This is a genomic window from Saccharospirillaceae bacterium, from assembly GCA_022448365.1.
Classification (GTDB): domain Bacteria; phylum Pseudomonadota; class Gammaproteobacteria; order Pseudomonadales; family Oceanobacteraceae; genus Bacterioplanoides.
The window spans coordinates 274,578-300,673 of the sequence record JAKVCS010000003.1; the positions used below are offsets into that span (position 1 = coordinate 274,578).

General features: G+C 47.6%; 22 protein-coding genes. 4 read left to right on the forward strand and 18 right to left on the reverse strand.

Annotated features, from left to right (window positions below; all coding sequences use genetic code 11):
• Positions 1-22: 22 nt before the first annotated feature.
• Positions 23-550 (reverse strand): thioesterase domain-containing protein, encoded by a 528-nt coding sequence (locus MK185_04975; GenBank protein ID MCH2039963.1) that lies wholly within the window; start codon positions 548-550, stop codon positions 23-25.
• Between the two features lie 80 nt (positions 551-630).
• The gene (meaB, locus tag MK185_04980) at positions 631-1,599 is read right to left on the reverse strand and encodes a methylmalonyl Co-A mutase-associated GTPase MeaB (GenBank protein ID MCH2039964.1); all 969 of its coding nucleotides are present in this window, start codon (positions 1,597-1,599) and stop codon (positions 631-633) included.
• A gap of 51 nt (positions 1,600-1,650) precedes the next feature.
• Between meaB and MK185_04985 the strand changes: the two genes are divergently transcribed.
• Positions 1,651-1,887 carry a hypothetical protein gene (locus tag MK185_04985; GenBank protein MCH2039965.1) on the forward strand — a complete coding sequence of 79 codons (237 nt, stop codon included), beginning with the start codon at positions 1,651-1,653 and terminating at the stop codon, positions 1,885-1,887.
• Here MK185_04985 and scpA read toward each other — a convergent pair.
• From scpA to ppsA, 8 genes are all read right to left on the reverse strand, one after another.
• Positions 1,868-4,012, reverse strand: coding sequence for a methylmalonyl-CoA mutase (gene scpA / locus MK185_04990; GenBank protein ID MCH2039966.1), 2,145 nt, complete (start codon positions 4,010-4,012; stop codon positions 1,868-1,870). The genes MK185_04985 and scpA overlap by 20 nt on opposite strands.
• A 154-nt stretch (positions 4,013-4,166) precedes the next feature.
• The gene (gene mce / locus MK185_04995) at positions 4,167-4,571 is read right to left on the reverse strand and encodes a methylmalonyl-CoA epimerase (protein ID MCH2039967.1); all 405 of its coding nucleotides are present in this window, start codon (positions 4,569-4,571) and stop codon (positions 4,167-4,169) included.
• A gap of 67 nt (positions 4,572-4,638) precedes the next feature.
• Complete coding sequence (locus tag MK185_05000) at positions 4,639-7,494, reverse strand: hypothetical protein (GenBank protein ID MCH2039968.1); 2,856 nt, start codon at positions 7,492-7,494, stop codon at positions 4,639-4,641.
• 62 nt (positions 7,495-7,556) lie between these two features.
• Entirely contained in the window at positions 7,557-9,230 is a 1,674-nt protein-coding gene (locus tag MK185_05005; protein MCH2039969.1) for a hypothetical protein, read from the reverse strand.
• Positions 9,231-9,655: 425 nt separating this feature from the next.
• On the reverse strand, positions 9,656-10,147 hold the full coding sequence (gene rraA, locus MK185_05010; protein MCH2039970.1) for a ribonuclease E activity regulator RraA: 492 nt from the start codon (positions 10,145-10,147) through the stop codon (positions 9,656-9,658).
• Between the two features lie 23 nt (positions 10,148-10,170).
• Positions 10,171-10,827 (reverse strand): NAD(P)H-binding protein, encoded by a 657-nt coding sequence (locus tag MK185_05015; GenBank protein ID MCH2039971.1) that lies wholly within the window; start codon positions 10,825-10,827, stop codon positions 10,171-10,173.
• The gene (locus MK185_05020) at positions 10,820-11,806 is read right to left on the reverse strand and encodes a lysophospholipase (protein MCH2039972.1); all 987 of its coding nucleotides are present in this window, start codon (positions 11,804-11,806) and stop codon (positions 10,820-10,822) included. The genes MK185_05015 and MK185_05020 overlap by 8 nt, the downstream gene beginning before the upstream one ends.
• A gap of 38 nt (positions 11,807-11,844) precedes the next feature.
• Positions 11,845-14,217, reverse strand: a complete 2,373-nt coding sequence (gene ppsA / locus MK185_05025; GenBank protein MCH2039973.1) for a phosphoenolpyruvate synthase — start codon at positions 14,215-14,217, stop codon at positions 11,845-11,847.
• 154 nt (positions 14,218-14,371) lie between these two features.
• Between ppsA and MK185_05030 the strand changes: the two genes are divergently transcribed.
• Entirely contained in the window at positions 14,372-15,193 is an 822-nt protein-coding gene (locus MK185_05030; GenBank protein ID MCH2039974.1) for a kinase/pyrophosphorylase, read from the forward strand.
• A 15-nt stretch (positions 15,194-15,208) separates the two neighbouring features.
• Here the strand turns inward: MK185_05030 and MK185_05035 are convergent, their stop codons facing one another.
• The 6 genes from MK185_05035 to MK185_05060 all read right to left on the reverse strand — a co-directional run bounded on the left by MK185_05035 (position 15,209) and on the right by MK185_05060 (position 21,858).
• Complete coding sequence (locus tag MK185_05035) at positions 15,209-16,078, reverse strand: alpha/beta hydrolase (protein ID MCH2039975.1); 870 nt, start codon at positions 16,076-16,078, stop codon at positions 15,209-15,211.
• Entirely contained in the window at positions 16,059-16,862 is an 804-nt protein-coding gene (locus MK185_05040; protein MCH2039976.1) for a hypothetical protein, read from the reverse strand. The genes MK185_05035 and MK185_05040 overlap by 20 nt, the downstream gene beginning before the upstream one ends.
• Positions 16,863-16,900: 38 nt before the next feature.
• Positions 16,901-18,583, reverse strand: coding sequence for an outer membrane protein transport protein (locus MK185_05045; GenBank protein MCH2039977.1), 1,683 nt, complete (start codon positions 18,581-18,583; stop codon positions 16,901-16,903).
• A 23-nt stretch (positions 18,584-18,606) separates the two neighbouring features.
• Positions 18,607-19,653 carry a transporter gene (locus MK185_05050; protein ID MCH2039978.1) on the reverse strand — a complete coding sequence of 349 codons (1,047 nt, stop codon included), beginning with the start codon at positions 19,651-19,653 and terminating at the stop codon, positions 18,607-18,609.
• Positions 19,654-19,674: 21 nt separating this feature from the next.
• On the reverse strand, positions 19,675-20,607 hold the full coding sequence (locus MK185_05055) for a C39 family peptidase (protein ID MCH2039979.1): 933 nt from the start codon (positions 20,605-20,607) through the stop codon (positions 19,675-19,677).
• A 171-nt stretch (positions 20,608-20,778) separates the two neighbouring features.
• Positions 20,779-21,858: a DUF6160 family protein gene (locus tag MK185_05060; protein MCH2039980.1), complete on the reverse strand. Its 1,080-nt coding sequence runs from the start codon at positions 21,856-21,858 to the stop codon at positions 20,779-20,781.
• A gap of 376 nt (positions 21,859-22,234) precedes the next feature.
• On the opposite strand from MK185_05060, the gene MK185_05065 reads away from it, so the two are divergent.
• Positions 22,235-23,527 (forward strand): anthranilate synthase component I family protein, encoded by a 1,293-nt coding sequence (locus tag MK185_05065; GenBank protein ID MCH2039981.1) that lies wholly within the window; start codon positions 22,235-22,237, stop codon positions 23,525-23,527.
• A gap of 54 nt (positions 23,528-23,581) precedes the next feature.
• Here MK185_05065 and thrH read toward each other — a convergent pair whose 3' ends face one another.
• Positions 23,582-24,199 (reverse strand): bifunctional phosphoserine phosphatase/homoserine phosphotransferase ThrH, encoded by a 618-nt coding sequence (gene thrH, locus MK185_05070; GenBank protein ID MCH2039982.1) that lies wholly within the window; start codon positions 24,197-24,199, stop codon positions 23,582-23,584.
• Between the two features lie 176 nt (positions 24,200-24,375).
• Here thrH and MK185_05075 point away from each other — a divergent pair, with 176 nt between their 5' ends.
• Positions 24,376-24,996 (forward strand): phosphoadenosine phosphosulfate reductase family protein, encoded by a 621-nt coding sequence (locus tag MK185_05075; GenBank protein MCH2039983.1) that lies wholly within the window; start codon positions 24,376-24,378, stop codon positions 24,994-24,996.
• A gap of 71 nt (positions 24,997-25,067) precedes the next feature.
• Here MK185_05075 and cysB read toward each other — a convergent pair whose 3' ends face one another.
• The gene (gene cysB / locus MK185_05080) at positions 25,068-26,042 is read right to left on the reverse strand and encodes an HTH-type transcriptional regulator CysB (protein MCH2039984.1); all 975 of its coding nucleotides are present in this window, start codon (positions 26,040-26,042) and stop codon (positions 25,068-25,070) included.
• Positions 26,043-26,096 lie beyond the last annotated feature (54 nt).

Consider the following 26,096-nt stretch of genomic DNA (forward strand, 5'->3'; position numbering starts at 1 on the left):
CTAAATATGCGATTCTGGCTGATTATTGAGCCAGAATCGCATATTGTCCCGAAAAAGAAACCGCAACATCGCCGTCGGCTTCACCGTTAGTGGTAATTTCAGCCGCTAACGATATTTTTGCTCTTCCTTTACGGTCAAAATGTTCAATAAAACGGGTAATCACATCGTCTCCGGGATTTCTGCACACTGCTCGAATCTTACCGGTAACTGGCGCAATATATTTTATATCACCACCTGCCACAACCTGATTGCACACCAGTCCGCGCTCCTGAGTTTTCAAATAAGCGAAACCCCAGCAAGCCATAACCGCAGCATTATATAAGCTGCCACCAAATGCGGTTTGTTTATCATTGATATTCGGACCTAATGGCGCCGTTAATACAAGCTGTTCTCCATCGTAAGATTCGACTTCTAAGCCCATAAACTGGGTAATCGGCAGGTGTTCTACAAAAAAATCTTTTAGCTTCTGGCTGATATCAGTATTCATTTTTAATCTGTGATTCAATTTATCTAAGCACTTGGCTGGAGATAGTTTTTCAGGGCTATGCAATTCAGGGGGGCGTTACCCGAGCGCACAGGGCGTATTTCTAGCGTGGCGAAAAGACCTTCGGTAGTCGAGTACAAACAATTCTATAAAAGGTCGATAATTTTCTGAGCGGCATTGTAGGGCGTTGTCTGATTATTCAACACCTGATCCTCCAGCTCCGGCATTTTCTGCTGTACTTGCGGATTTTGCCTTAGTCGAAGTTCTAACATCTCATGAATTAATTTCTTCAGCCACTCACTGTTCTGGCGTGCGCGTTTTTCGTCAAAGGCAGAAATACCGGCATTAACGCATTCAATTGCCGCTGTCTGATACTCTTTAATCATTTGCCAGACATCATAAATACGCTCTTTCTTCAGTGCCGAACAGGTTTTCACTTGCGGATTCCAGAAGCTGGAGTTTCTCATCAAATGAAGGGCATTTTGGTAATGTCCTTGAGTTTGCTTGGCAAGGTTAATACTTTCACCGTCGGCTTTGTTAATCACCAAAGCATCCGCTAATTCCATAATGCCACGTTTAATACCCTGTAACTCATCACCAGCATTTGGCAGCATCAATACCAGAAAGAAGTCAACCATAGCAGCAACCTCATACTCCGACTGCCCTACTCCAACTGTTTCAACCAGAATCACATCGTAACCTGCCGCTTCACACAACAGCATGGTTTCACGGGTTTTTTGAGCAACACCACCTAATGCACCTTCGCTTGGCGATGGACGAATAAATGCATTTTCTTCGCGGGATAACAATTCCATTCGGGTCTTGTCACCGAGAATACTGCCACCACGCAGTGGCGAGCTTGGGTCAACCGCCAGTACCGCCACCTTTTTGCCCTGCTCAATTAAATACAGGCCGAAGGCTTCGATAAAAGTAGATTTCCCGACGCCGGGAATACCCGTAATTCCGATACGAATGGATTTGCCTGTATCCGGCAGTAACTGATTCAGAATGCCCTGTGCTTGCTCGCGATGGCTATCGAGTTTACTTTCAACCAGTGTAATGGCTTTCGCCAAAGCTCTGCGATTACCGGATGTTAGTTTTTCTAAATCAATCATTTCGTCTTTTCCAAAGAATTTCCATCGGATGACTTTGGCTGAGAGCGTGCGATGGAATGGAAGCAATCGCCGAGCCTGCATGGATGTATTTATGGCGTTCCGAACCAAAGTTATGCGTTGGAAGTTCGACAGCCCAAAACTGAAAAACCGATTGTTTTTCAGCCGCTGTGGCGAAAGCACATTTCTGCGCCTGCCGGGCTAGCGCAACCTCTTGTTGCTGCTTTGAAAAACAATCGATTCTTCTGTTTGTATTATCCGAAACGCGGGTTTAGCTCTGCGCTTCGGTAATAGCATCCAGTACCTGGCGCGCACTTACCGGGATTTTGGTCCCCGGACCAAAGATACCTTTAACACCCGATTCCCACAGATAATCATAATCCTGCTTCGGAATGACGCCGCCAGCAACCACGATAATGTCATCTGCGCCCTGCTTCTTCAGCTCCTCAATCAATGCCGGAACCAGAGTTTTATGACCTGCTGCCTGGGAAGATACACCAACCACGTGCACATCGTTTTCAATCGCTTGCTTAGCAACTTCCTCCGGTGTGGAGAACATCGGTGACAAATCAATATCAAAACCCACATCCGCAAATGCAGTTGCGATTACCTTGGCGCCACGGTCGTGACCGTCCTGCCCCATCTTACACACCAGCATACGAGGGCGACGACCATGAGCGCCTTCAAAGCTTTCAATATCCGCTTTAATTGACTGCCAGTCCGCATCATTTTCGTAAGGTGCGCCATAAATGCCAGAGATGGTGCGAGCTTCCGCTTGGAAACGACCAAATTCTTCTTCCATCGCGTCAGAAATCTCACCCACCGTTGCACGCAGACGCGCTGCTTTTACTGCGAGATCGAGCAGATTGCCTTCACCACTTTTCGCACAAGCGGTAATCGCAGCCAGCGCAGCATTTACCGCGTCCGTGTCACGGGTTGCACGGATTTCTTCCAGACGTTTAATCTGAGACTCACGCACTGCCATGTTATCGACCTCGAGAATTTCCAGGTCGTCTTCTTTCTCGAGTTCGTATTTATTAACACCAACGATCACGTCTTCACCGCGGTCAATACGTGCTTGTTTTTTCGCTGCAGATTCTTCAATGCGCAGCTTCGGCAGACCTTCTTCAATCGCTTTCGCCATGCCTCCTTTGGATTCAATCTCTTCGATTAACTCCCAGGCTTTATCGGCGATTTGCTGGGTCAGGCTTTCCATCATGTAAGAGCCGCCCCACGGATCAACCACCTGACGAATACCGGTTTCTTCCTGAATAATAATCTGGGTATTACGGGCAATACGTGCAGAGAATTCGGTTGGCAGCGCAACGGCTTCATCCAGTGCGTTGGTGTGCAGAGACTGAGTACCGCCAAATACTGCCGCCATGGCCTCAATCGTAGTACGCACCACGTTGTTGTATGGATCCTGCTCAGTCAAAGACCAACCAGATGTTTGCGAGTGAGTACGCAACATCGAAGACTTAGGATTCTGAGGATTAAACTCCTTCATAATCCGATCCCACAGCAAACGTCCGGCACGCAGCTTGGCAATCTCCATATAAAAGTTCATGGAAATGCCCCAAAAGAACGACAAGCGCGGCGCAAAAGCATCCACATCCAAGCCCGCTGCAATCGCGGTACGTACATATTCACGACCGTCACTCAGGGTATACGCCAGCTCGAGTGCGGCATCGGCACCCGCTTCCTGAATATGGTAGCCAGAAATTGAGATGGAATTGAATTTCGGCATATGCTCCGAGGTGTAAGCAATGATATCGCCGATAATTTTCATCGATGGGGATGGTGGATAAATATAAGTGTTACGCACCATAAATTCTTTCAGAATATCATTCTGAATCGTGCCACTGAGCTTATCCTGAGACACACCCTGCTCTTCAGCAGCAACAATATAGTTCGCCAGAATCGGCAATACCGCACCATTCATGGTCATGGAAACCGAAACTTTATCCAGCGGGATGCCATCAAACAGGATTTTGGAATCTTCGACTGAATCAATTGCAACACCGGCTTTACCCACATCACCCGTGACACGCGGATGATCGGAATCATAGCCACGGTGGGTCGCCAGGTCGAAAGCAACCGATACACCCTGCGCACCTGCCTTAAGATTTTTCCGATAAAACGCGTTAGATTCTTCTGCTGTGGAGAAACCCGCGTATTGGCGAATGGTCCATGGACGGCCTGCATACATCGTCGCCTGTGGACCACGTACATAGGGCGCCAAACCCGGCATGGTATCGGCGTATTCCAACTCCTTTACATCATCTTTGGTGTAAAGAATTTTAATCGGAATATCTTCCGGCGTGTGCCACGCCATTTCTTCCGGAGTTAACCCCTTCATTTGTTTGGTGGCTAGTGCTTCCCACTGTTCCAGGGTTGGCTTTTTACTATCAGTCATGGAAATTTCCTAACATCTGATATTTCTCAATCCGCTCAAAAACGTGATTGAGGCAGTCAGGACAGGGCAAAACCAGGGAAATACAACGCTTATGGCAATACGTGAGCATCGTTTTTATGATTTTTACCGCCGCTCTGGCAACGCAAATAGTTTGTTAATCTTGCGGCTGATTTAATTCAATCAAGACACCATCACAACTTTTCGGGTGGATAAAAATCACCTTACAATTGTGCGCACCGATGGAGGGTTCATCCGATAAAAACTGATAACCTTTCTCTTTCAGGCGAACAACGTCCGCTTCCAGATCATCGCTGCGAAAACACAAATGGTGAATTCCGCCGCCCTTTTTATCCAGATACCCTTGAATCGGACCGTCACCGTTCAGTGGATGCACCAACTCAATACTGGTCTCAGGCAGCGGGAAGAATGCCGTGCTGGTTTTAGCCGCGGGCACATCTTCCTGACCTTTGTATGGAAGCCCAAAGTCCTCCATAAAACGCTTGATGGCTTTCTCAAGGTCCGGTACTGCGATTGCAATATGATCCAAAGCAACAATCATAACTCTCTCACCCGTTAATCATTATGCCAGGCCTCTGACACGATTAAGCAGAGGCCGTGGCAGGCTATTAGTTGATAGCCGACAGAAACTCAGCCGTTTGTTTTTCAATGCGTGCCTGAACTTCTTCGGTTGTTTCTTCAATCACAATTTCATCCGGTGTGATCTTAAATAATGGCTGCCCTTTACTGATAATAGTGCCGTCTTCGTCCACCAGTATCTTTTCAATGGTACCTGCAAACGGAGCATTTACCTTGTTAAACATCTTCATCACTTCAATAATGTAGAGCGGTTGTCCCGCCTCAAAGTGACTACCTACCTCAACAAACGGAGGCAGTCCTGGTGCTTCGCAGGCATAGAACATACCGCCCGTCGGGGCCAGAATTTCATCACTTTTAGCAACCGGTGGTGGTACCAGAACCTTAGCCATTTGCGCCTGTAGTTCTTCATTCAGCAAACGCTCAGGAATATCGATACTCAGATCTTCTTTAACCTTCAGTTCAAAGAACTGCGTGCTGAAACCAATAAAAGGCAACAAAGACAGAATGTCACAGCCCGCCTGATAACCGAGATGGGCAGACTGAATCGCTCCCCACTGATCCGCATCAATCCCTTCCGGCACCGAATTAGCTGCCAGAGTGGCATTCAGTTCACCAAAGTCAGTAATACCCAAGCGGCTTTCCAGTTCGCCATAAAAAGCCAGTGCCTGAGACAGTACCTCATGATCATGATCCCAGATCATGCTCGACGCCGGACTTTCCGGATTGAAATCCATATTCAGGAAGTGGTAAGTGTCCTTCAGCACCAAAACCGGGTTCGTCAGCCAGTGGATCTGGCCCGAGTCGCTTTGTTCAAAATGGTTCTGATTGATGCTTAGCCAGCCAGACAGAATATGCGGATCGGCAAATAAGCGTTCGATCGGACGGGTCAACAGCAGCTCCTTGTGAGCCAGCACCTGCTGCATTGCAGCCTTTTCATCCTTACTGCGAAGTCCGGTCATTGCCTTGCTGCACACTTGTTTGTAGGCATGGCTGAGATCGACGTTATTAGCTTTTTCTTTCAGCAGACCAACCGCCGTCAGGTAAGGAACGATATAACGCGTGGTTGGACGCGCATTGATGTTGTTACCCAGAAACCAGTTGACCAGGCCGTAATGAAACTCCAGATTGGTCGCCAGGTCTTTCCCCCGCAGCTCGGTTGTGCGAAGAATTTCAGCCATACGCTCATAGCTGTCCTGGCGTTTATTACCGACGGTCAGCAGCAGTGCAATATTGCTGTCATAGGCACCGGCCAGATGGTATTTCATAAAAACATCGGTGTCCGGATTATGCAGCGAAATCCCCTGATCATCGCGAATTTCGCCCTCTCGGGCGTCCGACCAGTGTTCAATCACACCGCCGGCATGCGGAGCCAACGCATGGTTGGTGGCATTGAGCCGTGCCTCAACCGAGGCGATGTTGCGAACAACACGACTCGGTTTCGGTAAGCGCGGACCATGAGCGGCCAGTAACACCATGGCTTCAACCAGTGAATTAACGATAAAGAAGTCGTTTTCGTTGTCCGGGTTAACAAACTTCAGTGCGTAACACAGTTCAGTTACACGGTGCTCGACCTGAATTCGAGTATTCATCTCCATAAAGAAATGTTTGTCACGATCAACGATACACTCAAACGTCGATACGCTATCCAGACCAACAGCCTGACCAAATACTTCCGATTGACGCTCCATTTCCAACAGGGTTTCAATGTCCTGCTTAAGAATCTGAGCTTCATTATCCCGCCCGTCTTTCACCGCTTCAGTGAGTGCGGCTTCCAAATCTTCCACCGTCACTGAAACTTCTAACAGTTTCTGTTCGTGCATTTGCAGCGAGCAATCACGACCGCCCATTGCCAGGGTCCAGTCGCCATTACCAATTACCTGAATTTCCTGGTGACGGGTGGTTTCAATATTCAACTCAATCAGTACATTTTTATTATCGCCATGACCGGTTGCTTTCACTTCATTAAGGATTTCCAGGACAAGAGATGGCGCCAGCTCGGCAACCTGAGCCAATTGCCTGTCGAGATCCCCCTCAAACGATGATGGGTTTGGCAGAATACGCTGACCCTTACCACCGCCACCGCCGATGCATTTCAGCCGGATTCGGTTTTGTGGATAGTCACGCCCCATCACAATCACCTGCTCAGCGATAGTCGCCGCCAGTTCGTCGATGGTGTACAGGTCGATGCCTTTGTCATAAGAGGCTGCCAAGACCACGTCGGCTTTGCTCAGCAGCGTCTCCGCGGCGTCAAAAGCTTCCTGATTGAGAGGTAATTGTTCTTTTGCAACCACAGCCAGCAATGCTTTTTCATCGCTGTGCTTTTTCAACAGCGTGATCGCTGTTGCATTATCGATGCCCGGCGTCACGCTGACACCAACTTTTAACGCCGTGCGTTTTGCTTCATCTTTAAGGCCCGCATCATGAACCGTTCGCGAACACGGACCGATAAAGTTCAGGCCCGCCTTCTCCATCGCTGACACCATGTTTTCATCTTCGGCCATAAAGCCGTAACCGGTGTAAATAGCGTTGTAGTCATTCTCTTTGGCAATATTAATAATCTGTCTAATACGAACATCACGCTCCTCCTTATCCACGCCGGTATAATCCGGAACACGGTGAACGCGATTAGGATCAGTCAGCTTGCGCAGTTCAGGCGCCAGTGCGTTCTGATAAACAATGGAATCTTTTTCAGACAGCAGGATACCGTAGTGCTGGATACCCATTTCCTCAAACACATCCATAGCCTCCTTACGGATAGGCCCACGACAGATAATCAGTGGTCTCATCTCGGTGCAGCTGAAGCTCTGTACCCATTCTGTGGCGGCGTCGGCCAGCTGACGATCCTGGTGAATCAGCGGATTGTGCAGATAATAATCGTTGCTCATTTTTCTAAATCCCGTAAGCGTATCGCTTTAAATTCTTTTCTCTGTGCTTTTACGTCTGAGTTCTAGTGGAACTCTCGCTGAACCGAAGTAAAGGGTTCAGGTGTGTAATGGCGCAGATGGAAATCCATGTTTTCACACAGGACTTTTCGCAAATCGCTTGGCATCACAATTTGCGAGATCGAACCTAGGCTCAGAGCTTCATTGGGGTTCATTAATTCCTCTTCGTAGCGCTTGGCCAACAAGGCTTCCTGCTCTTTTGCCCAAGCAGCAGATTGAGAGCCGTTTTTAACCGCTCCACGAATTTCCTGAAGTTCTTTTTTATAAACAAACTCAACGCCCGCCGGTCCCATTACAGCAGCGCGGGTCGATGGCAATGCAACAACCAAATCCGCACCCGTCGGGTAGTTGTTATAAGACGCATAAGCGCCGCCAAAGGCGTTACGGATAATCACCAGGAAGCGCGGGGTGCGCAGATCAATAATGGCATCCAGCATGGCGCGACCAGCCTGAACAATCCCCTGGCTTTCCTGATCTTTGCCAGGTAGGAAACCCGTAGTGTCTTCCATGAAAATCACTGGAATGTTGTAAAGGTTACAGAAGCGGATAAAGCGCGCATTTTTGTAAGCTGCGGCAATATCAATTTGTCCTGAGGCTACCGCCGAGTTATTCGCAACAAAACCGATTACGTTACCGCCCATACGCCCCAGCGCAGTGATTGTGTTGCGGGCGCGATCCGGTTGAATTTCCAGAAAATCACCATGGTCGCATAATTGCTGGATCATGATGGTTACATCAATTGGTGTGTTAAACCCCGTGGGAGCGTTAAACGCTTTCTTCAGCAGAATGTCCACGTCCCAGGTTTTACGATCCAGAGGATCTGAGGTTGGCTGAAACGGCGCCAGCTCGCTGTTATTACCCGGCAGGTAATTGAGCAGCTGCTTTACCTTTTTCAGCGCAGACAGTTCATCTTTTACGACAAAATCAGTGACACCACTTTGGCTATGAACTCCAGGACCACCAAGCTCGTCAGGCGTCACATCTTCACCCAAAACCGACTTCACAACGCCCGGTCCGGTTAAACCAAAAAAGGTATCGTTAGGCTGAATCAGAAAACTGCCCTGACGCGGTAAGTAGGAACCGCCTCCGGCGTTAAAACCAAACATACACATGACAGAGGGCACTACACCGGAAATTTTTCGCAGTGCAGTAAACGCTTCGGCGTAGCCATCCAAACCACCCACCCCAGCAGGCACGTAAGCACCGGCACTGTCGTTTAGGCCCACCAGAGGAATGCGGCGTTTGCCGGCCAGCTCAAATAAACGCGCCAATTTCTTACCGTTAGTGGCATCCATAGAACCAGCACGAACAGTAAAGTCATGTCCATACAAAGCAACATCGCGCCCATTTATCTTAACAACCGCAGTTACCAACGAAGCACCGTCGAGGTTTTTGCCCCAGTTCTGAAAAAGAACGGTTGGGTCCTCATCCGTCAATACCGCAATGCGTTCCCAAATGGTCATGCGTTTTTTGCTGTGCTGACGGGTTATGGCGTTTACACCGGCTGCTTTGCGTGGGCGCTGAATCAGTTCATAGCCCTTTTTAAGGCTCTCTTCGTACAATCCAGGCTCGTAGGACGCCTGTCCCGGAATCGCGAACTCAACTTCCTCTTTTTGGTCAAACGGGTTAGCCAGAGAAGCCAGCGGCTTTTTGGTTTGATTTGCTGTTTTTTTTGTCATTAAGGTGTCGTTCCGTTGAGTGGGCTTACTACGGCCAATTTGCTATGGGTAAAAATGGTAACGTTTCAATTTTCACCGGTTGTATGGGCTCAGTTCACAAGGAAATTGCGCAAAGATGATAATGGCGTCTATCCATCTTGTGAATACTCATAATGTCGGGTACGAATGAGCACAGACGTTTAAGCGCAACACTATACTGGTCTTATTATTTCCTGAAATGGCCAAATCGGAGATTTTGACTGGTAAATATCGCCAAAAAAGAAAAAACAGATCAATTTTCAGTCAAACGCATGACTGGAAAGGACTTATTCCCAAAATTCATAACAGCTTTGAGTCATCATTTTTATTCGCTGCATCATCAAGTAGATTGGTGACCAGAACGTTTTCCTGGTCACCCGTACTGGTAGAACTACCAGAAGATGGGATTATTCAGGCATGCTCAGTGCTTCACTGGAGACGATCACACCATTATTATCTGCATAAACAAATTGACCTGGAACAAACTGAACACCACCAAATTTAATGCTGACATCAACATCGCCCAGGCCACGTTTAGCGGTTTTCAGTGGGTTAGTCGCTAACGCCTGAACCCCTAAATCCGTTTGCATGATGACATCAACATCACGGATGCAGCCGTAGATAATGATCCCTTCCCAGCCATTTTTAGATGCCTTTTCAGCGAGCATATCACCCAACAACGCGTGGCGCATTGACGCACCACCATCCACAACCATTACTTTACCTTTGCCGTTGGTATCGACTAATTCCTTTACTTTGGAGTTATCCTCGAAACATTTAACGGTCACGATTTGACCACCAAACGATTCACGACCTCCATAGTTGTTGAACATAGGCTCTACAACCTGTATCAATTCCGGGTATTCATCACACAGATCGGGAGTTACATATTCAGTCATTTTCTGATCCTTATTTAACGATACTAGTTGGAAAATTGTTTAATTTCGCGCACCCGATGGCGTACAACACCCGGATGCGAATTTGGGGTAGCAGTAAACATGGCGCGAGCGACTCTTTTACCTGGCAGGGCCTGGTAATTACCAAATACTGGAAATGCTAAAAGACGAGCCGCAATTTCTTCACCGAGACGAAACTCGTCGCGCTCGCCAATTAAAACAGACGGTTGCCAGAAAATTAATCTCTCAAACCCAAGGGCCTCGACACCCTGCTCCATCTCACCTTTTATACGGTTGTAAAAAAACGGCGAATCGGCTGAAACACCAACGGCACTGACAATAGAAGCCGTTGTTGCGCCGTTATTTTTAGCGATTTTTGCGCTATTTATAACCAGCTCTTTGTCGACATAATGCAGACCGCGCTTGCCAGACTTTCTCTGCGTAGTGCCTAGCGCGCAGTAAAAGTCGTCAATGGGTGGATATCCTTGCAGTGCTTCATTAAAAGCAGTATCAAAAGTGAGAATAGTAATTTTGTCAGACTCAACCGCTACCGCTTCAGGTCGGCGTACCAAGACAATAATCTGTTGGTAATATTGTGAGTCTACGAGCAAGCGCAATAGTTCACTGCCAATCAGGCCCGTAGCACCAACGACTAAAGCCGATTTTTTGTGCTGTTCATGCATAACGTTTTTTTAACCAACGACTGATCTTTGGCCATACTTCAATCACAGCTTCTTTGCTAACAACCATATCGACATGTCCATAGTCCTTATCAAAGCCCTGGTCTTTACCCAGCAATATATATTCTTTATCCACTCCGTTTGCCACTGAATCTGAGACACTCTCTGCGCCGTACATATCGAAAAAGCGTCTGCAATATTTTGCCGGATCAGAGGTATCAGCAGAAGCCGCAACGGAGAGTAACGGCAACGTGGCTTTTTTCCAGGCCGGAAGCAGCTTCTGCTGGGTTGACTTTAATTGCCAACGGCCAAACCAATCGTGCCGTTTAAGATATTCATTGACCAACCCCGCCGGCTCATTTTCGGGACCAATCTTGAGCTGGCGACCATCTAACTCGCCTTTAACCGAAACGATCAGACGCAACAACAGGCCACACAGCGGCAGCCACAGATACCAAGGACGCCGAACAGCCTGGGAACCGAGTAACACCAGAGACCGACAATTTCGATCATTGAGAACATTCGCTGCAACAGCGCTGGCAATGATGACACCCCCCAGAGAATGGCCAAGCCAACTCACCTTCTGGCCGGTTTGTTCCTGAACGAACTCACTGATGGCAGACACGTCAGCTAAAACGTATTGTTCCAGGGTATTCTTGTGATATGCCTGATTGCGAGGAGATAACCCGTGCCCACGCTGGTCATACAGCCAGACATCAAAGCCTTCATCCAATAAGTACTTCGCCAGACCAATGCCTTTTGCCGATAACCAGAAACCACGATTACTGAAACTGCCGTGAACCAAAACCACCGGGGGCCTGGTTCGGGAGCTTCCGCAAGTCGAGCTGATACGACTAAGCGCCACTTCAGCACTGTGATCTGCACAGCGGTTGTGTTTAAGAAGATAAACATCTTCATTGAGGTCTCCCCAGTTCTCCGCTCGCAGCAAAGACACCGGGAATAAAGCACTACTACTTTTCATTAAATAACTACTTCAATCCATAAAGCCGGGAGAGACCATTATTGTTGTGGTTTATCGGCCAGGAAGAACCAGGTATCCATTACGGAGTCCGGATTCAATGACACGCTATCGATGCCGTGCTCCATCAGCCACTTGGCAAAATCCGGATGATCGGACGGACCCTGACCACAAATGCCAATGTACTTGCCGGCTTTTTTACAAGCATTAATCGCATTTTCAAGTAACGCCAGAATGGCTGGATTTCGCTCATCAAACAGGTGAGCGATAATACCTGAGTCGCGATCCAGACCCAGCGTGAGCTGAGTTAAATCGTTAGAACCTACAGAAAAACCATCAAAATGTTCCAGGAACTGTTCGGCTAAAACAGCGTTGGCAGGCAGCTCACACATCATAATCAGACGGAGATCATTTTCTCCGCGCTTAAGCCCATTTTCTGCCAGCAAATTCACCACTTGCTCCGCTTCACCAGGGGTGCGAACGAACGGCACCATGATCTCAACGTTGGTGAAGCCCATATCATTGCGGACGTTACGCATCGCGCGACACTCAAGTTCGAAACAATCGCGGAAGTTTTTTGAGATATAACGAGAAGCACCACGGAAGCCCAGCATTGGGTTTTCTTCTTCCGGTTCGTACAAGCGACCACCAATCAGGTTGGCATATTCGTTCGATTTAAAGTCAGATAAACGTACAATCACTCGTTTAGGCCAAAATGCTGCGGCCAGCGTAGAAATCCCCTCAACCAATTTATCAACGTAAAAATCAACCGGTCCGGCATAACCAGAAATGCGGCGTTCAACCGTAGGCTTGACCTCTTCCGGCAGTGTATCGAAATTTAATAGCGCCTTGGGATGAACACCAATCATTCGATTAATAATAAATTCCAGACGTGCAAGCCCAACCCCTTCATTCGGTAAACCCTGGAAATCAAACGCCCTGTCTGGATTGCCCACATTCATCATAATTTTAAATGGCAAATCCGGCATTGAATCAACGCTGTTGGTTTTGACGTCAAAATCAAGCGCGCCGTCGTACACAAATCCGGTGTCACCCTCGGCGCAGGAAACGGTTACCTCCTGTCCATCGGTTAATAAATCCGTTGCGTCCTCACAACCGACAACCGCAGGAATACCGAGCTCACGGGCAATAATCGCAGCGTGACAGGTACGTCCACCACGATTAGTCACAATCGCTGACGAGCGCTTCATCACCGGTTCCCAATCGGGGTCGGTCATGTCTGCAACCAGAACATCACCCTCTTCAACCTGATCCATATGATCAACGCTTTCGATCACACGCACCTTGCCCTTACCAATACGATGACCAATGGAGCGCCCTTCAACCAGTACTTTTCCCGTCTCTTTTAACAGATAACGCTCCATGACATTTTTACTGGCACGACTCTTTACGGTTTCAGGCCGAGCCTGAACAATGTACAACTGACCGTCATCACCGTCTTTTGCCCACTCAATATCCATCGGACGCTGATAATGTTGCTCAATGATCATTGCCTGTCGAGCCAACGCCTCAACTTCATCATCCGTGACCGAGAATCTGCGTCGTAAATCACGGTCGACCCGTTGTGTTTCAACTGACTTGCCAACGGCCGCATCCGGGTTATAAACCATCTTAATCGCTTTAGCGCCCAGATTACGGCGCAAAATCGCTGGCCGATCCTCTTTGAGATTGTTTTTATGAACATAGAATTCATCTGGGTTAACAGCACCCTGAACCACAGTTTCACCCAAACCATAGGAGGATGTAACAAATACCACCTGGTCAAATCCGGATTCCGTATCCAATGTAAACATCACACCACTGGATGCTGTTTCGCTGCGCACCATACGCTGGATACCAGCGGATAGAGCCACTTTATGATGATCAAAACCCTGATGATCGCGGTAAGCAATCGCTCGGTCATTGAAGAGCGAAGCGAAAACATCCCGGATGGCGTGCAATACGTTTTCGATACCGACAATATTCAGGTGTGTTTCCTGCTGACCCGCAAAAGATGCATCTGGTAAATCTTCCGCCGTCGCAGAAGAACGGACAGCCACAGCAATCGATTCATTACCCTCTTGTAATTCAGCAAACGTTTTACGAACATCGGCCTCTAGCTGAGGAGGCAGTGGTGCATCGAGAATCCAGTTGCGGATTTTGGCACCGATTTCGGTTAATGCCGGAATATCATTGACATCTAATGAGTCCAGCTCAGCCTGAATTCTCTGATCCAGACCTTCGTAATTAAGAAATTCACGATACGCATCAGCAGTCGTCGCAAAGCCATTGGGCACAGACACACCGGCGTTCGTTAAGTTACTGATCATCTCCCCGAGAGAGGCATTTTTGCCCCCTACCCGTTCTACATCGCCCATAGACACCTGATCGAACCAGAGTACGTAATCAGTCAACTTTATATCTCCTATACGGGTAGATTGGCTTTTGGCCAATCAAATAACAGCTAAGGCCTGGATTCGGCTTTCAACCCGACACTTTGTCACAGCTTTTCAATTAGCCTATAGTGGCGGCTCGCTAATACTAAGTGCAGCAAGAACAAATTTCCACATGAAGCGTTACGCCTACTTTATTTCCGACGGTACCGGAATCACTGCTGAGACACTGGGCAACAGCCTGTTGTCCCAGTTCGAAGAAATCGAATTCGAACGAATTACGCTGCCTTATATTGATTCAGAGGATAAAGCTCGCGAAGCGGTTCAGCAGATCAATCATCAGGCACACGAAAGCGGCCACTCTGCGATTGTGTTCGACACCATTGTCGATAAAAACATTCGTAAGATCATTGATTCCGCGGATGTCTTCAAAGTGGACATTTTCTCCGCCTTCCTGGCACCACTAGAAAGTGAGCTGACGGTTAAATCGTCCTACACCGTTGGCAAATCCCATTCACCAACCGATAGCGACGATTACCTGAGTCGTATGGATGCTGTGAACTTCGCGCTTGATAATGATGACGGTGCCCGTACCCGCCACTATGCGGATGCCGATGTGATTCTGGTTGGCGTTTCTCGCTGCGGAAAGACACCGACCAGCCTGTATATGGCGATGCAGTTTGGCATAAAAGCGGCAAACTACCCTCTCACAGAAGAGGACATGCTGGATCTGAAATTACCCCAGAGCCTGTCGCAACATAAACACAAGCTTTTCGGACTCACCATTGATCCAGACCGATTGGCCGCGATCCGTACAGAACGTCGCGCCAATAGCCGCTACTCATCGCTCAAACAGTGCTACCACGAAGTCGATGAGGTGGAATTCTTATATGAACGCGAGAAGATCCCGTACATCAGCACCACCGATAAATCGATTGAAGAAATCTCAACCCGTATTATGGCCGAAACCGGCTTACAACGACGGCTGCAAAGCTAAAAACAACAAGAGCAGCTACGGCTGCTCTGCCTTCTTGGCATTCATTGCTCTGGCGATGGTGCGTGGCTTGGTAAATACCAGGCTATGGTCGGAATTGGGCACCTCGATCAATTGCCAGTCCTGGCTCTGTTCAACCAATCGTTGATGACGTACTTTCATCACATCAGGACTCAATCCGCCAACAAAGCTAATCCCCGAAAAAGGAGAACGCCAAGCGACAAAATCCTCCCCTCGGGCCACCAGATTCTTTGCAACAACCGCTAATGCTGCTGCAAAACCAGACGCATTTTCACACAACCGCTGCATGGTTAATTCGTCTGCGATTTTATTGGGTTTTCTGTTGGGTGATACGGAATCTAAGAAGCGTCGGAATACCGAGACATGCGTCTCTCCATTCGCTATTTCTAAAGCGATGGAAGCATATTCATGAGCCTTGTAATTGAGATCTTCAATTTTTGTGGAAAATAACATTGCCGGTTCGATCAGAAAAAGTAGCCCACCAAAATCTCTCCCAGAAGAACATCGATAAAAACGGCTCAGGTAATCCACAGCAACCAAGCCACCAAAAGAATAGCCAGCCATATCAAATTGCTGCCAATCCAGCGCCTCCAGTAACTCAATCAATTGCAGAGAAAAACTGCCAACTTCGATGTCATCGTCTGTCAAAAATTCAGAACGACCCATGCCAGCAAGATCAACCACCAGAATCTCCTGCCAGTGGTTCAGGTAGTTACAAATGTATGTCCAGGTCAGTTCCCCTGCCACACCGGCACCATGCAGTAACACCAGACGGTTGCCGGAATTTGATGGTGTCTCAGGATACTGAAATGTCCAGCCATGTTGATGAACCGTGGCTGTGTTGAAATTAATCTGATGCTTTTCCATGCCACCAGTTTACCTCCAGCGAGGCACCAGCGGGAGCATTCTCAGGAAAATAAACAATCACCGACATGACTTCTGGGTCGTCTATTTTTAGCAACGCATTTCTTGAAGGTTGCCCGAACCAACTGCCGTCGTTCGATATCATTGAAAGTTCGGGTGTGAAATACACCGCATCGAACTGGCGATCAGCCAGAATCATGGCGATAGGTGATGTTGATATTTGATCATTCTGACGCAGTTTCAGCTGCAAAATCCGGAAGTCAGACGGATTGGTAAGTTTAAAATACCACGCCTGCTTAGGACCGAATCGAGTTGAAATCGGAATTGTATTTAGAAAACCAGAAAACAGAACGGATTTTTCTGCAGGAATTCTCTCTTTAAAGTATGAACGATATCGATTGCAGCACTGCTTCGCCATCTTATCTGAAACACGGAACGGAGGCGCGTAGATGTGATCGTAACTGACAGGAGCATCGAGTTCTTCAACTTCAATCTGAGAGTCAATAATGACCTGGTTCCGAACCTGCCCGGCTTCATCGACATAGGTAAAGAAGGGTGGATTGTCGACTTTTTCCTGCTCAAGCTTTTGCGCAAACTGCTCTTCAGTGAGGTATTCATTTTTATCTGCAGAAAGGGAAGGAACCTTGCTCTTAATATCCTGAACTTGCTTACTTACACCGTCGTTTTGTTTGCCTGCGTCACTCTTCTCTTCTGGTTCGCGGCTTACCAGTGAGTTATGAATTCTTCCCTGTGCGTCCACCCAGGTAAAATATTCCTGCTCTGCCATTGCAAATAACGGCAAGAGCAGAAAGACCATACGAAACATCAGAACTTGGTCCGGAAGCTAAATCCCGCCGCACCAATCGTCAGCTTCGTATTCACATCAAGACCTGGGTATGGATTGGTAACCGTACACGTCAAACAGTTTCGGTTGATGGCATTACTGGAGTTGGGATAATTACCAGAATCAGCATTAGCTTGTGGATCAGCACGGATTTCTTCTTTCGATTGCATAAAGCTCAATGCTAAATCGACCGTTGTATCAAGATCCCAACGATAACCCATACCAATACTGTACAGTTCGGCAAAACCCAATGGCGCCTGAATACTACGAGCATCATCGGGAATTGACGTCTCCCGAGGCTCATAACCCGCGCGCAACTTGATCCGGGAATTCAGATCATACTGAAAACCAAAACCAAAACTCCAAACACTGCGAAAACCCATCGGCTGCCTCAAGCTGGTATTCGTTACCAGACCAGGCGCTAACGTTTTCGCCGAACTCAGAAAGCTCACTGGCCTGTCGAATTCAATTTGAAGAGCATCCCATTTATCGAAATCGGTCCAACCCGCATCCACATTAATTTGGAACTTATCCAGGAAGCGGAACTTGGTACCAATCTGCAAATGCTGAGGGTACGTTAATTCAATCGCAACGTGACCTTTTTCAGACGTCTGACCCGTTGGAAGACCAAAAATAGCACCGCCAATGGCACCGATAATCGATGCACGGAATTTCCGGAAGAAGCCCGAGAATTGATCGTCATATTGCAGGTCAAATGTGCCCTTCAGATTGGTTACAGCTTCGCTCTGATAACCAACGCCAATTCCAAACCAATCCGTCGGCTCCCATAAAAAGCCAACGTTAAACGAAGGAGAAAGTGTTTCTTCCGTTACAACGGATAATTCTCCCACATCCTCGTAGGGTCCAACCTTACCGCCACAAAGGGTTATTAGGGGGGCGAGTGGGTCGTTATTAGGTGCAATCGATCCATCTTGGTTAAAACAACCGAATGCATCCTGAAGTTCATCAATTACACCAATTAACACGCTCGGTGCACGAATATCCTGTACAACCGCCACAGCCTGATGAGAAAACAAGAAGCTTGCCCCTACGGAGAACTCATCAGTCACACGATAACCAAAAGACGGAGAAAGATAGGTAAACCGCTGAAGCGCAACCTGTTTAGCCTGATAGCGGCCCGGGTCATCATCGTCTTTTGCAAAGCCTGCTGCCATGGGCGCATAAACAGCGTTTGCAAAAGTAAATTTCGACCCTGGTGGCTGGATGGAAATCCCACCCGTTGGCAGCGTCAGAATGGGTGCTTTCATTGGCAACAGGCCAACACCGGGAATATACGCAGCGGCGGTACTTTTACTCTTTCCCTCATCCAACACAGGATCATCGTGCGGTCTGAGTAAATCACCATTCGCAGCATCTCGATCATAACCTTCCGGCAAAGAAAAAGTGGCTTCTGCAGACAGGTAGATATTTTGTAATTGAACCTCCAACTGCCGCCCTTCAAGTTTCGCCAAACCCGCTGGGTTAAAATGAATACTCATAATCCCTTGAGGATCACCGGTAATGGCATTGCCCATAGACATTGCACGGGTATCAAGGAACAGGTTCGTCGCCAGCTGACTGCTCGCAGTGCTGGCAAGAGTACCTATAAATACCCCAAAGACAGTTGTCATCAGTCGCCTGAGACGACGTTTATTGATAGTCATTGTTATCATTCTTCTGCGACTGATCAGTTAGGCTTCACACCTTCGATATCGATTGGTAACGACAGACCGAGAATAATATCCGGTGCCAACTCCGTTACCCCGTAACCAACATTAATGTTGGCAATCGTTTTTGGCGACACACGGACCCCGAGTGCAAAGTTCATAATTCCCGTCATCTGACTCCCCGCCGTTGATGTACGAGTATCGCCACCATCCTGCAACACAAAGCGGGTTTTATCGTTAAATGATCCCTGGAATGATGCGCTCAGTGAAACGTCGTACGACAAGGAATAGGCAAATCCCATGGAGAAAGACAGATTATTACCGGGATGCACCTCACGCAGAATGGCACTGCCCCGCACCTGATTTAAATCCGTTAGCGGAAAGTTGTATCCAAATGTACCCGAACCAAACAGAACAACCGGGTCAAGTACTTTCGAAACACTCACGCCGCCGCTCAAACCATACGTACCCGACCCGGTAGACAGGCTTTTACCCAAATCAATCTCATAAGGACTGTCACCGGTCTTTAGGCGCGCTGTGCCGAAAAATGTTGACGACATTTTCCCAGGCACGTACTCGAATGGCTGCCAGCGTGTCGTACCAGTCAGATCCCCAATCGAATAGGCGGTTAAGTCTTCACCGGTATCAAACTTAGCAATCAGAGGAAGACGACCGCTCAAGGTCAGATTATTAAATACGCCATAATCAAAAGTGATGGCATTCGTAAAGGTATGTGAGGCGACAGGCGATACATTAGCGTTTTTAACCACGCCAGCACCCTGCGGCTCGCCATCGACCAGATTTGGCTCAATCACCAATTCAATTCTCTGGTCACCAAAATAAGAATAATCAAAATTATAATTAAGACTCATCCCACCTTGCTTAAGCAGCGAATAATTTTTTTCGGCGGCCTCAAACACTTCCTCAAGTGCTTTTTCAGTATCCGCGTCGTTATCCTGTTTGGATAGCGCTTCTCGTGCCTTGGACAAATCATTGGCACTCTCTGCTGATGCTAAACCTGACATCAAAATCAAAGGAACCATTATCAGCGTGGATCGAATTAACATGTACCTATGCCCTGTATCTTATTATTTTCTTCGAAAGCGCAGCGTTTTCTCGACACGCTCGGTAGGATCACTACTATTCCAGACGTTAAAATCATCCTGCTTCACACCATCGGCGGCAGTCTCAATCTTAAATTCATATAAGGTATCCCCATCGTCGTTTTTCTTGACCTCTCCATTCTCGTGACGCTGTGGTTGAAGCGTCGAACGAAGATTGTCATTTAATGCGGCAATTTTATTACCTACAAGGTCTTCATGACGCATCATAAAGTGAGGGAATTCTCGATATGCATTTTGTGCGATTATATAGTCGGAGACGTAACGCATGTCCTCTTCTCTCAATTCCAGGCCACTCGCCGGACGGTGTCCGTTAGGGAAAACGATAAAGAGAACATTATTATCCCAGATTTCCAGAAAACGACTTAACGTAAAACTTAAATTACCTAGCGCGGGGTCTGCAACATACACCCGCCCTTCATAGACGGTACGAATCACGACAAAATGCTTAAAGCCCGCATATTCAATTGGCGCAATGGCAGGGTGATCCAGCTCTACAAGATCTGAGGCTTCGGCCTTAAACCCGCCTGACGGGTGACCCAACGCGGTTACCAGACGTTTCATATCCAACAAAGAAAAACCGCGACGCTGCACAATCCGCTCAGTTTCACCAAACCGGAGCAAGCCTTCCATCACCTGACGCTCCTGGAAGTTACGCCCCAGATAGAAATCCAGCAAGGTAGTGAGCGCAGCCGAGCCACACGAGTAGTCGTAAGCCTGGCGCACCACGTTATTGAACTTTTGAACGGCCAATGGCTCGACGTTGACCACTTGATCGTACTGGCCGTCCTGACCCACAGCAACACGTACAAAGGTATCTCCCTGATTTCGATCAGGGACAATGGCAAATTCGTTAACCATTGCGAATGCAATAATGGAACCCAGGAGAATGACAAACATTTTATTTTTATCTTAATTATTATTCACGGCCATGTTACATAAAATCACACAACCAACCAAGCCAATTTTCATCCGTTTTCGGTCAATTCCCCTTGTTTTTATGACCTTTACATTTATATCAGGCAAAAAAAAACCCGCAAAAGCGGGTTTTTTCGACATAGAAGTCTGGCCTTACTGATGACCGTAAATGCGTTGAGTCATGCCAGTCAGATTAATATCGCTCACCTTGATCGAGCCGATAGATTCATTAGCTAACAGTACGCCGCCCACCTCCAATGTACCAGAGATTTGCCCAACCTGGATATACAAGCCACCGCCAGTAGCAGCAGAACCACCTTTTGCCCAAATAGTCTGCGAAATAGTTGCATATTCTTTAGTGTCATCAGCAGTACCGATCACACCATCAGTACCAACACCAGCTTTGTAAAACTGAACATCTTTAACACCAACCGCTGAGCCTGTTGCAATCGCAGTATTAACAGCGGTTTCCTGATCAGAAGTAAGAGCTGTTCCAGATACAGCCGGATCAATAAAATTAGCATCACCTGAGCTGTAGCCATTAGCGTCATTATAGGCTGTGATCAGCTCGTTCGCTTTCAGCGTTGCACCAGCATCTGACCCACCGACACCAGCTATGATCGTGTCATCCAAAGCATCAGCCTGGGCTTGAGTGTAACCGAATGCACCCACATCAAGATCATCGATACGAACGGCCATAGTCTGCTGAATAGCGACCGAACCATCGTGAGATGCGACAGGCAGCCCAAGAGCATTTTTAGCAGTAGCATCACGACCAGCTAAATTGCGGATATAGGTTGTTTGTGGACCCAGATCCAGCTGCATCGAGATATCATTTACAACTTCTGTTATATCGCCAGTGGAAGATTTCAGAGCCAGAGCGCTTTTATCGGCAGCACCGCCAATCGCCAGCTGCATGTTGTCGACGGCACTAACACCCATCACCAAGTCACCATCGCCATTCACGTCAATGGTTTGTTTCAGGTCAGTAACATTTTTTACAGTGATGTTCTGCAATACAACGGAACCACCGTCAAGGGCGCCAGCGCCTGTATCTGTGTATTCTACCTCACCTACGGAAATACCCTGGGAATCGATATCGATTTCGATAGTAACACCAGCCTGACCAGTCACGCCGCCCAGCTCTTCATCAGCGATTGGCTGCAGAGCCTGAGCGGAAAATGGGGCTGCTGCGATAGCTGCGGCGAGAGTAGCTTTTTGTAAGAATTTCATTGAGTGCACACTCCAATATTATTTTTTTTACTTAAGTAATCGAGCATTTCCATGCTCTATCACGAACCAGCCAGCACTTTGGGATTTCCATCGAACCATCTGATACAGTGAATTTTCGTTTATATTTTCGGCTTCTTTGTTTGCAGATATGAGTATCTGACCGTTTGTTTTTCTTGTTCTTGTTTTCCCAACTCTGTGGGAGAATGTCCACAATCTATTATGGGGTTAAAAACTTGTCTAGTTCTTTTTTACATATTTTCACAGAGACTATGACGATTGTTACTCAGAAAATTAACAAGATAGACAAGAAAGTACATCTTAACCCTTACATTTCAACAACTTAGAATTATTTTACGAATTACCAAGCTGGCTTAATATGTCCCACAAGAAGCTAGACCTCAGCGCAAAAACAGCGCTAGACCGCGCACCCTCTTTGGATAATCCAATACTGTTACCCGCTGGCGATTACAGTGCTCGTTACGTACTGGCTTATGCACCCGAAAAACTGATTTCTTCATCAATATCCGGCATAACGCAATGGCAGGAACACATAGGGGGGAGACGGCCGTACAATACTCAAGAAAATGTTGATGCCAGCACCGATGATTACCAACGGACATTTCGCAGCGGCTGGGCCGGCGTTTTTCATTATCCTAGCGCGGCGGGGCAAACCACAAAGGCAGATCACCGCCATCAACCTAAAGGGGTGATGGCTTATTACAATTGTTCTCTGTTACTGGATATCGACAGCGATGAAGTATGGTTGCAGAATCCGAAGCGATTAAGTGACCAGCAGACATCACTTTGGCTTGAACAACTTCTGACAGCTCAACCAGTCAATACAGCGCCACAAAAACAAGAGTGGTCTGCCCTATGGAATCAAGCAGACTACACCCGTGCCTTTAATCAGGTTCAAAACTACCTGAACTCAGGCGACTGCTATCAAATCAATTTAACCCTGCCGTTTCATTGCAGGAATGACTTAACAGAGAAAAGCCCCTACCCGCTGATCAAGCAATTCCGTCCCGCTTTTGGCGGCTACATGAAAACCAAGGGCCTTACACTGTTCAGCGTCAGCCCTGAGCGTTTTATCCAGATCGATGGCGATCGGATTGAGACCAAACCCATCAAGGGAACGCTGCCCCGCGGCACAACCTCAGAGCTTGATCGTAAGCTGATGCAACAACTTGCCGCGAGCAACAAAAACAAAGCTGAGAATCTGATGATTGTTGATCTGCTTCGCAATGATCTCAGTCGCAGTGCAGAGCCACACAGCGTAACCGTTGAAAAACTGTTTGAGTTGGAATCCCATGCAAACGTTCATCATCTGGTCAGCACCATCTCTGCAAGAAAATCTGCAGATAAATCGCACCTGGACGTGATTCTCGATGCATTTCCCGGAGGTTCCATTACTGGCGCACCCAAAAAACGCGCCATGGAGATTATTGAAGAACTCGAGATTAAACCCCGAGGGCTTTATTGCGGCTCACTCGGCTACTTTGATGATGCCGGCCACAGCGACTTTAATATTTTGATACGAAGTATTGTCGCAACCAAAGAGGGAGCTGAATGCTGGGGCGGTGGCGGAGTGACTGTCGATTCAACAGCAGATGACGAGTATCAGGAAATCATGGACAAAGTTGGCAAGATATTAGCCACGCCTCTTTAGCCTGCGTCCAATCTCAGCCAGAAGAGTAGGTACCCTCCTGGCTGAAAAATTGGCTTAAAGAGTCAGCTCACGATTACTTGCCTTGATAAACTCTTTCTTCAGGTCTTCGTAGGTATGCACGGCCGGGAATTGCGGAAACTCTGCGATCACATTTTCCGGTGCATGGAACAGAATACCGGCATCGGCTTCCGCAAGCATCGTTGTATCGTTGTATGAATCACCGGCCGCGATGGTGCGGTAGTAAATTGTCTGCAACGCACGAATTGACTGACGTTTAGGGTCAGCCTGACGCAACTTATAATCGACCACACGGCCTTCATCATCGGTAATCAAGCGATGACAGAACAGCGTCGGGAAACCCAACTGACGCATCAGAGGCTGAGAAAACTCATAAAAAGTATCAGACAAGATGATCACCTGAAAGCGCTCACGCAGCCAATCTACGAACTCTCTCGCGCCATCCAAAGGCGCAAGCGTGGCAATCACTTCCTGAATATCCTGAATTTTCAGGTTATTTTCATTCAGAATGCGCAGGCGCTGCTTCATCAACACATCGTAATCAGGAATATCACGTGTTGTCGCCTTTAACTCCTCAATACCGGTTTTGTTGGCAAATTCAATCCAAATTTCAGGTACCAATACACCTTCCAGATCAAGACATGCGATTTCCATGTTAGCTCCCGCTGTTTATTAACTAAATATGATATGTTTTCGTTGGCGCGTACTCTACCAATGCAATCCACAAAGACAAGTTGAAAACTACATATAAATATTCTTTTTTATTCTTTTATCGAATACAAAGCTCATGCTAGCCTGTCACGCTTTGATAACTAAGCCGGACAGCAACTATGACCGATATTGCTAATGCTAATCTGCAGCTCGCTGATGCAGATCCACAAACAATCGTACGCTGGGCTATTGAGAATGGCGGCAACCCATTGGTTACCACCAATTTCGGTCCACACGAAGCAGTGATTTTGCACATGGCCACCCAAATAAAGGCCGATATTCGCGTCATTTGGATCGATTCCGGTTACAACACACGCGAAACGTATAAAGTTGCAGAAGAGTTAATCCAATCTCTGAATCTTAATATTGATGTGTACACACCCAAAGTATCAGCAGCCCGCCGCGATGCAGCCCTGGGTGGTATCCCAGACGTTGATGATCCTGCACACGAAGAGTTTACCCGTCAGTTCAAACTGGAACCTTTCGAGCGCGCCATGAAAGAAGCACAGCCTGACGTCTGGTTAACCGCAGTGCGTAAAGAGCAAACCGCGTTTCGCCAGGAAATGGATATTGTTTCCGAAGGCCCGAATGGCGTTCTGAAAGTTGCTCCGGTGCTGAACTGGTCGGAAAGTGATATGCAAAAGTACCTGGAAGACAACAATCTACCGAATGTCACAAAATACTTCGATCCTACCAAAGCAATTTCGAATCGCGAGTGTGGGCTGCACACTAAAATTTGATAATGCTTCTCAGGCAATAAAAAAGGGCGATCGAATCGCCCTTTTTTATTGCCTGAGAAAAGAAGTATTGATCAATGTTCCGGCAAAACAACATTTGAGAACAGTTCATCAATTTCCTGACGACTGTGGCAATGAGTCGCTTTTTCAACCAAGTCACGGCTCAAGTGCGGTGCAAACGCTGATATAAAGTCATACATGTAGCCGCGTAAGAAAGTACCTTTGCGAAAACCGATCTGAGTCACACTCGGTGCGAAAAGGTGGCTGGCATCGATCGCAACCAGATCTGAGTCCTGATCCTTATCCAGCGCCATGCTTGCAACAATTCCAACACCAACTCCCAAACGAACGTAAGTCTTTATGACATCGGAATCTGCCGCGGTAAATGCGACACGTGGTGTCAGGCCACGGGTTTTGAATGCTTCGTCCAGTTTCGAACGTCCGGTAAATCCAAACACGTAAGTAACCAATGGGTAAGCGGCCACCTGCTCCAATGATGGCCTCGGATTTTGCGCAAGAGGATGGTTGCGCGGCACTAATATGCTGCGATTCCAACGATAGCAAGGCATCATGATCAGGTCAGAAAATAGTTCCATCGCCTCTGTCGCGATAGCAAAGTCGGTGGTACCGTTTGCTGCCATTTCTGAAATCTGCATCGGTGTTCCCTGATGCATATGCAGCGATACATCCGGGTACTTTTGCATAAAGCCTTCAATAACACCCGGCAAAGCATAGCGTGCCTGGGTGTGCGTGGTAGCAATCGACAAGCTGCCCTTAGTTTCATCACTGAACTCCTGGGCAACTTGTTTTATGCTCTCAACCTTACGCAGAATTTCACCAGCCACCTGCAAAATTGCTTCACCCGCTGGGGTGATGCGCGTTAGATGCTTGCCACTGCGAGCAAACACCTCAACCCCCAACTCATCTTCCAGCAGGCGGATTTGCTTACTGATACCTGGCTGAGAGGTGTACAGTACCTGAGCAGTCGCAGAGACATTCAGGTCATGATGCGCTACCTCCCATATGTAACGCAGTTGCTGTAACTTCATACGTCCTCCGTGCCAGACCTTGTGTTTCGTTATAAAAATATAAACAAATATTCT